Source organism: Mesorhizobium sp. WSM4884, assembly GCF_029625675.1.
Lineage (GTDB): Bacteria > Pseudomonadota > Alphaproteobacteria > Rhizobiales > Rhizobiaceae > Mesorhizobium.
In genome coordinates this window covers 180,157-187,409 of the sequence record NZ_JARTVO010000009.1, presented here as the reverse complement: position 1 = coordinate 187,409, position 7,253 = coordinate 180,157, and the positions used below count along the sequence as shown (strand labels likewise).

Here is a 7,253-nt window from a genome sequence, read left to right as displayed (position 1 = left end):
CTCGGCGCTGCGCGCCGAGACGGAGCGGGGGAGCAGCATCGGCGATTGCCTTCCACTTCTGGCGAGGGAACGCGCCCGCCGCCTATGGTGCCTGCCCTCCTCTCGCACCACTGCTTGATCAAGCTCCGCTTCAGCCTTGGCGCCACATCGCCTCGCTTGCCGCAGTGCCGTTACTGGCCGCAATGGCGGCCGTTCACCGTCGTCGGCGCCTTCGGCGGCCTGCCGCTGGCGTTGGGTATGTCCGCGCTTGCGCCCTGTGGGCCTGCCGGGCAATTTTGATCGGCATTCGAATTCATATAATCCGAGCTCATGCCGCCACCGCCGATACTGGAGGTGGTGCCTGGATCAACGACTACCTTTCCCGCATTGTGCACCGTCTTTCTTGCATGGTGCCTTGGGTGGTGGATCACGGAAGTTGCCCCGGCGTCCGCGTTGGCGGCGCTCGCATTCTGGGCCAGCGCCGGCGTCGCAAGGCCGATGGCGAGAACCGAGGCTGCGAGGATCTTCGTAAGCATGGCAGATACTCCATTCCGTTTTTTGTTTCGGCTTTGTCGGACTGTGTTCGACGTTTTGGCTCTGTCGAACTGTGTTCGACGGGGGCAGAACCCATCGACCACGCCGACGTTCCGACACCTTTTTTTGAGCGATAAAGTGAGGTCATTGTCATAAAACTGTTGTCATCGAACGCAGGGGGCTTCATCCCGCTCGATGACATCGGCAGCATTCCGACGCGCCAAAACCGCTAGCCGTGCGGAGATGGCATCACGAGCGGAGACGTGACGCCGGCTAAAGCGCGTCGCGATCTTTCAGATTCGCTCCGTGCGCTTTAAGTTTTGATTTTACGCATGTCTTTATCCCGAAACCGGTTCCCACTTTCGGGAGACATGCTTTAGTGGAGACATCGTCGAGCTGATGGAATGGCGGCGCGAGCCGGCGGCCCGCCTGGCGCTATCTCACCGCGGTGACCTTACCCGCCGCATCGAGGCGACAGCCGACTTTCGCCTGGCGGACTTCGATGCCGCCTTGTCTGTCGTAGTCTATGCGCACCTCGATCGGCGCCGTCAGTCCGCCCCGACGCTGGCGCACGAGGCCGGCGCTGGCCACGTCGACACGCACGGCGCCAAGGGGCTTGGCGGAAGCCGTGATCGCCGCGCGGCAGGCGCGCACCACGGCGGCCGGGGTGCCGGGTATCGCTTGCAGCGGCGACAGGAACGCAAAGGGATAGCCCCGGGCGATCCGCCGCAGGTCGCCGCTGGCGATTTTCGAGGGCCTCAGCACGGGCGGCAGAGCGACGGGTTGCTGCGTGGTCTTGGCCAAGGCGGTGGCCGGCGTGACCGCGGCGGTGCTCCGGGGAGAGGTCGCGGCCGATCCGGCGGAAGGATCGTCGCCGGCAGCGACGCCCGTCGAGACGCCTCCGCCTGTGTCGACCCCGACGCCGGCCGACACGCCTCCGCCCGTGTCGACACCGACGCCGGCCGACACGCCACTCAAATTGCCGCTGGTGCTGACGCCGGCGCCGAGCGATCCGTCGGTGCCGACCGATGTCCCGACATTGGCCCCGCCGACGCCATCGACGCTCGCGCCCACGCCCACCGAGACGCCGCCGGAACCGGCGCTCACTCCAGCGCTCACTCCGAGACCGCCGACCTTGCCGCCGACATCAAGAGCCGCGGCAGGCCCGGTCGCGATGCCGATCGCCAGCGCGGCTGCGAGGTAGTTTTTCATGGTCTATTTCTCCTGCGGCACAGGTTTCGGCTCCCCTCTTCACCAGCGAGGATCGAGCTTCGGTGGCCGCGTCGGAAGCAATGCGGCGGGAAGAGCTATGGTCGCCACCACATCAGAGGCCGCCTGATCGAGCTGGGCCGACTTCTGAAGCTGCTTGCGCACGGAGCGCCCCGACGCAGTTGCAAGCGGGCTCGGCGAGATCAGGGCTTTCGGCGCGCGCTTCACGCTCACCGTGCGGGCACGCGCCTTGAAGATGTCGAGCGCCCCTCGCGCCGCGCTCAGGCCGCGGGCCAGGCCGATCGACCTTTCACGCTCTTGCTCCAGCGCTGCGCTCAACGCCGCCGCGGCCTGCTGCGAAGCGTCGCGTTCCTTGCGCATGGCGTCGAGATCACGCGCGGCGGCGTCCGCCCGCTGGCGTTCCAGCGCCAGCGCGGCGCCGGCCTGCTTCGCTGCCGCCTCGGCCATCTGCCGGTCCTTCATGGCGCCGGCCTGCCCGGCCGCAGCCTCATCCGCGCGCATCTCGAGAGCGCCGATGGTTTGGCGGGACGCGGCGAGTTCCTGTTCCAGGAGCTCGACCTTTTGCCGCTCCTCGGCGAGCGCCTGGTCGGCCGCGGCCTGGGAGGCGTCCGCCGCATGCCGCGCCTTAAGCATCGTGGCCTTCTGGTTGTTCCAGATGATGGCCTTGGTCTTGAAGCCTTCGATGACGTGCCGCGCCGCCTCCAGGTCGCGCGCCTGCGCTTCGGCCGTTTGCCGTTGCTCTTCAAGGGCCTGTCCCTGCCTGGCCGCCGTGTCAGCCACCGCGCGTGCCTGCGCGCTTGCGTCGCGCGCGCCGCGCTGCATGACGTCCAGCGCCGCTCGTGCCGCCGCCAATTCGCGGCGCAAAGTCTCCTCCTCATGCCCGCCGGGCAAGGTCTGAGCGGTTTGCCTCGGTTCCTGCGCGGCCTTGGGGGCCAGTTCCCCGGATATCGGGGGCTCGCTCACCGTTGCCGCGCCCGGCCCGTTCTCGATCTCGGCGCGCTCCGGGGCCGACGCACTGCCGTTGACTTCGGCCACCGCCGACGGCTCGGGCGCCGCCTTGTCGCCGGTGGGCTCGACGGAAGCTGTCGTTTCCGCGGCTGGCTGAACCATGCGCTGGACGGTCGTATCCGGCCGCTCGGGTCCGCCGCTCCTGGCTTGCAGGCGGTCGGCAATCAGCCTTGCCAGCTCGTCGGCGCGCAGGCCCGCGGCTGCGATGCTGCCGATGTTTGGAAGATCGAGCGTGCCGGTCGCGTCGATGCTGAAACTCCGGTTGAGCTGCAACCCTTCCACGGCGCCGTCGCGCAGAGCAGTCCAACGCCAGACGCGCAGCTCGATCCTGTCTCCCGGGCTCAGTCTGTCGTCCGACTGCGCCTTTGCCGGAAATCCCGGCAGCAGAACGAGGCATACGAGGCATAGCATGGCGCCCCGGCCGCACATTCCAGGAAGCAGATTCAAAAACCGTCGTCTGAGGGAGGTGAAGTCACGATGGAGGCAAGTTGACTGGGTACTTTGCACCTGATTCATCACTGAACCTCGCCGGCTGCGCGACCCTAAAACGCGTCGCGATCTTTCAGATTCGTTCCATGCGCTTCAGGTTTCTGATTCACGCATGTCTTTGTCCCCGAAACCGGTCCCCACTTTCGGGGGACATGCTTTAGCCGCTATTCATTCTCCGTGAACTGCGCGGGCTGGATGCCCACCAAAGGGCCAATGATAGAAAAGCGCTCTCGGCCACGCCAAGCACTGAAAAAGGCTTAGGGGCTGTCTCCTTTCAACGTAGCTGTCATCGATCCGTCGCCGGTGGCTGCGGCGGGCGCTAAAGGCGCCCGTCACCCGCTCAGCGGCTAGCTTCGGAGTTCCTTTGGCCGGGTCCAGGATCCGGATGAAGGCCGTCAAAACCGCCTTCTTGTGAGCGGCCGCTTGGTTGCAAAACGGGCCAGATTGTCGAGCGTGCGCGGTACCGGCGCATCCTCGATCGCTTCGATGGCGCCTTTCTCCGCGGCTTCCCGCCGAAAGCGCTCTACCCAATCCTCGGTGAGGTCGTCCCGCTGAACCGTGTATTGGGAGACCGCCACCGTTGCCGGAACCGGAACATCCAGCAACTCGGCGACAGCTTCGACGTAAGGCCGCGGGTCCGGCTGGAGATCCTCGTAGACGAACCTCCGGCAGGGCAATTGCGAAAGGCTCAGGTAGGCCCGCCAGAATGCGTAGCTCTGCTCGATCTGGAAGAAGGCCCGGCTGATACCGGCAAAGCTGTAGGGCACAGGAGTCCCGGCCCCCTCGTGCCGGCTCGTCCACAAGAGCGAAGCGCTGGCGCGGTAGAAGGAAATGGCCTGGCGAAGACGATCACGGCGTTCGAGCAGGATGAAGCCGAGATCGTTATTCCTTCTGACCTCGAACAGGAAATCCTTGCCGCATTTGCCCTTCGACCAGATCAGATGGCGCGGAAACACTTTTATGGCGAAGCGGCCGTTCTCGGTCGAGGATTCCTTGATGACCACGTCTTCAAGGACATCGTAGCTGCGAGGCTCCAGGCCCAAATAGGCCGACTTGAGCCATTCGCCCGAACAGCCCATGGTGCCCGTCGCATTCGTGAGGCTTCCCAGCCAGCTCGAACCGCTTCTTCCCTCGGTCAGGACCGCGACGCCCTTCAACATGACCCCCTTTCGAGGGCTTCCAGTAAAGCGGCAAAAACGCGCCGGCTCAACGGGCAACAGGCGTCGGCCACTGCCTTGATGTCCGTGGGGTCGGACAGCTAAAGCGCGTCGCGATCTTTCAGATTCGCTCCCTGCGCTTTAGGTTTCTTGATTTTACGCATGTCTTTGTCCCGAAACCGGTTCCCACTTTCGGGAGACATGCTTTAGCCCGTGCCGCCACGCCGCTCTCCGTTCCGCCTCTCGCTTCCCCACAGGGCGCGCTCGAACACATTGCGCCTCCGCTTCTTCGGCATGAGCTCCACATCGCTGACCAGCTTCGCCCCGCCCTCGCGCCGCTCCAGCGTGATCTTGCGGCTGTGAAAGGCTTCCAGCTCGGCACGGTGCGCCACGCTGATGATGGTGACCTTCGGCAATGCGTGGATCACCGTCTCCATCATCCTGTCCTGGCTCTTCTCGTCGAGGGCCGAGGTCGCTTCGTCCAGCACGACGATGTCGGGGCAGTGCAGAAGCAGGCGCGCGAAGGCGAGGCGCTGCTTTTCGCCGCCGGAAAGCGTCTGGTCCCAGGGCGCCTCTTCCTTCAGCCGGTCCTTCAGGTAGTCGAGGCCCACCTTGTCGAGGGCGGCGTTGATCTTCTTGATCGTCCAGTTGTCGGCGGCGGCGGGATAGGCGACCGCGCGGCGCAGCGAGCCGGTGGGGATGTAGGGGCGCTGCGGCAGCATGAACAGCCGCCGGCCGGCGTGGAAATTGACGCTGCCGCCGCCCCATGGCCATAGCCCCGCGATCGCCCGCACCAGCGTCGACTTGCCGGTGCCGGATTCGCCGGCCACCAGCACCCGCTCGCCCGGCTCGATCTCGACCTCCGTTTCCTTGACCACGCCGGTGCCGTCGTTGAGCGTCACGGAGAGATCGTCGAGAGAGAGCATGGCGCCGTTCTCCGTCTTGCCGTGCCTGATGCGCCCGAAGGCCTCGCTCTCTTCGGCGCGCTCCAGCCCGTCGAGCGACATCATCAGCGAGGCGATCCGGCGGGCCGATGCGTTCCAGTCGGCGAGACGCGGATAATTGTCGACCAGCCAGCCGAAGGCGGCCTGCACGATGGCGAAGGCGGAGGCCGCCTGCATCACCTCGCCGAGCGACATCGAGCCTTCGAGGAATTTCGGCGCGCAGAGCAGCACCGGCACCACCGGCGCGAACAGGCTCGACCCCTGCGAGACCAGCGCCGTGCGCATGTGCTGTCCGGTCAGCAGCGCCCATCGCCTCAGCACCTGGCCGAAAGTATTGTCGATGCCGCTGCGTTCCTCCTCCTCGCCGCCGAGCAGGGCGATGCTCTCGCCGTTTTCGCGCACGCGCGTCAGCACGTAGCGGAATTCGGCTTCCGTCTGGTTCTTCTCTTCGGAAAGCTGCACGAAATGGCGGCCGATCACCACCATCGAGGTCGAAGTGATGGCGGCATAGATCACGGCCGTGATGACGAGGAAGCCGGGAATGGTGAGATTCGAGCCGTCGAGCGGCAGGGTAAGCGCACCGCCGATCGTCCACAGCACGACGATGAAAGTCGAGGCCGCCAGGAAGGCGGAAAGGACGCCGGCGATGAAATCGACGGGCGACTCGGTGGCAATGCGCAGATCCTCCGAGATGCGCGCCTCGGGGTTCGTGTGGTCGCCGGCCACAAGGTTGAGCTGATAGTAGCGGCCGTTGGCGAGCCAGCGGGCGATGACCGCCGTGGTCAGCCAGGAGCGCCAGCGGCGCTGGATCGTCATGCGCAGATAGACCTGCGCGACGACTAGGCTGATGCTGCCGGCGACCAGCGGCAGGAAGACGGCGCTGAGCGTATAGACGGTGTGGACATCGCGCTGCTCGATGGCGTCGAAAAACGCGCGGTTCCAGACATTGATGCCGTACTGGAAGCCGACATTGGCACAGATCAGCACCAGCAGCCCGAATGTGAACGGCAAGGCGAGCTTGTCGCCACGCCGGCCCCAGTAGCCGCGCCCGCTGATCCAGAAACGCTTCAGCAGGTATCTCTTGCGCGCCTGCTCGGCCTGTTGCGGGGTGAGCTGCGGGTCCGGTTCGACCGCATCCGGTGGCGGCGCGGGTTCACCGACGGCCTCCGGCGCGGCTTCGGCGGCGGATTCCTTCTCTTCCTCTTCGCGCTGCTTTTCTGAGCGCAGCTTTTTTTCGTGCCCGTCAGGGCGCAGCATTTTTGGGCGCGGCTTTCGCCGGCGCGACCGCTGCGCATCGTCTGTTTTGGCCCCGTCGGCCGGCTTCAGTTTGGATTTACCCTCTGCCATCAGGCCGACAACGGCTCAATGTTCAGAAGGTTTCCTGTGTCGATGCGGAACCCAATGGGCGGCGTGCCAGGCCACCTGCCGCTATTGGGTCGCGGGCGGCGCGTCGACGGCCCACTCGGGATCGGCGCCGAACGGGTGGTCGATAAAGAAGGCCCATGTGCCGTCGGGCAGCCTGCGGTGCACCTCCATGTCGTAATGGTGCACTTCGATCGGCTTGCCGCCGCCATCGGTGCCGCGGATCAGCCATTGCGAGCGGGTCATGGCGAAGTCGCCCGACACCGTCGTGTGATGGGTGACGACGTCCATATGCGGCTTCATACCGATATAGGCCGACATCGTCTTGCGGATGCCGGCGGCGCCGCGTGCGGTCGTCGTGCCGCCATGGACTTGGTCCACCTGCACGATCGAGGCGTCAGGATGGTACATCGCCGCCGCCGCTTCCACGTCCTGTGCATTGAAGGCTCGCGCAAGCCAGAGGTTGCAGAGTTCCGGTGAGGGTGCGCCCATTCTCAGTGTCTCCTTCCTGCTGCGGTGGATGGGCCTGCCTATGGTGATGGGTTGACGC

At 65.6% G+C, this 7,253-nt stretch carries 6 protein-coding genes; all 6 read right to left on the bottom strand.

What is annotated here, in order from left to right:
* Positions 1-170 precede the first annotated feature (170 nt).
* On the bottom strand, positions 171-515 hold the full coding sequence (locus P9236_RS16995; RefSeq protein ID WP_278075796.1) for a hypothetical protein: 345 nt from the start codon (positions 513-515) through the stop codon (positions 171-173).
* 433 nt (positions 516-948) lie between these two features.
* On the bottom strand, positions 949-1,725 hold the full coding sequence (locus P9236_RS16990; protein ID WP_278075795.1) for a hypothetical protein: 777 nt from the start codon (positions 1,723-1,725) through the stop codon (positions 949-951).
* A gap of 39 nt (positions 1,726-1,764) precedes the next feature.
* Positions 1,765-3,267, bottom strand: coding sequence for a polysaccharide biosynthesis/export family protein (locus P9236_RS16985; protein ID WP_278075794.1), 1,503 nt, complete (start codon positions 3,265-3,267; stop codon positions 1,765-1,767).
* Between the two features lie 368 nt (positions 3,268-3,635).
* Entirely contained in the window at positions 3,636-4,400 is a 765-nt protein-coding gene (locus P9236_RS16980) for a Stf0 family sulfotransferase (RefSeq protein WP_278075793.1), read from the bottom strand.
* A 203-nt stretch (positions 4,401-4,603) separates the two neighbouring features.
* Positions 4,604-6,688, bottom strand: a complete 2,085-nt coding sequence (locus P9236_RS16975; protein WP_278075792.1) for an ABC transporter ATP-binding protein/permease — start codon at positions 6,686-6,688, stop codon at positions 4,604-4,606.
* An 81-nt stretch (positions 6,689-6,769) separates the two neighbouring features.
* Positions 6,770-7,195, bottom strand: a complete 426-nt coding sequence (locus P9236_RS16970; RefSeq protein WP_278075791.1) for a nuclear transport factor 2 family protein — start codon at positions 7,193-7,195, stop codon at positions 6,770-6,772.
* Positions 7,196-7,253 lie beyond the last annotated feature (58 nt).

Excerpts from the sequence above, each read along its gene's own strand:
- P9236_RS16995 (WP_278075796.1), bottom strand. The coding sequence starts at position 515 with ATGCTTACGAAGATCCTCGCAGCCTCGGTTCTCGCCATCGGCCTTGCG.
- P9236_RS16980 (WP_278075793.1), bottom strand. The coding sequence starts at position 4,400 with ATGTTGAAGGGCGTCGCGGTCCTGACCGAGGGAAGAAGCGGTTCGAGC.
- P9236_RS16985 (WP_278075794.1), bottom strand. The coding sequence starts at position 3,267 with ATGAATCAGGTGCAAAGTACCCAGTCAACTTGCCTCCATCGTGACTTC.
- P9236_RS16970 (WP_278075791.1), bottom strand. The coding sequence starts at position 7,195 with ATGGGCGCACCCTCACCGGAACTCTGCAACCTCTGGCTTGCGCGAGCC.
- P9236_RS16990 (WP_278075795.1), bottom strand. The coding sequence starts at position 1,725 with ATGAAAAACTACCTCGCAGCCGCGCTGGCGATCGGCATCGCGACCGGG.
- P9236_RS16975 (WP_278075792.1), bottom strand. The coding sequence starts at position 6,688 with ATGGCAGAGGGTAAATCCAAACTGAAGCCGGCCGACGGGGCCAAAACA.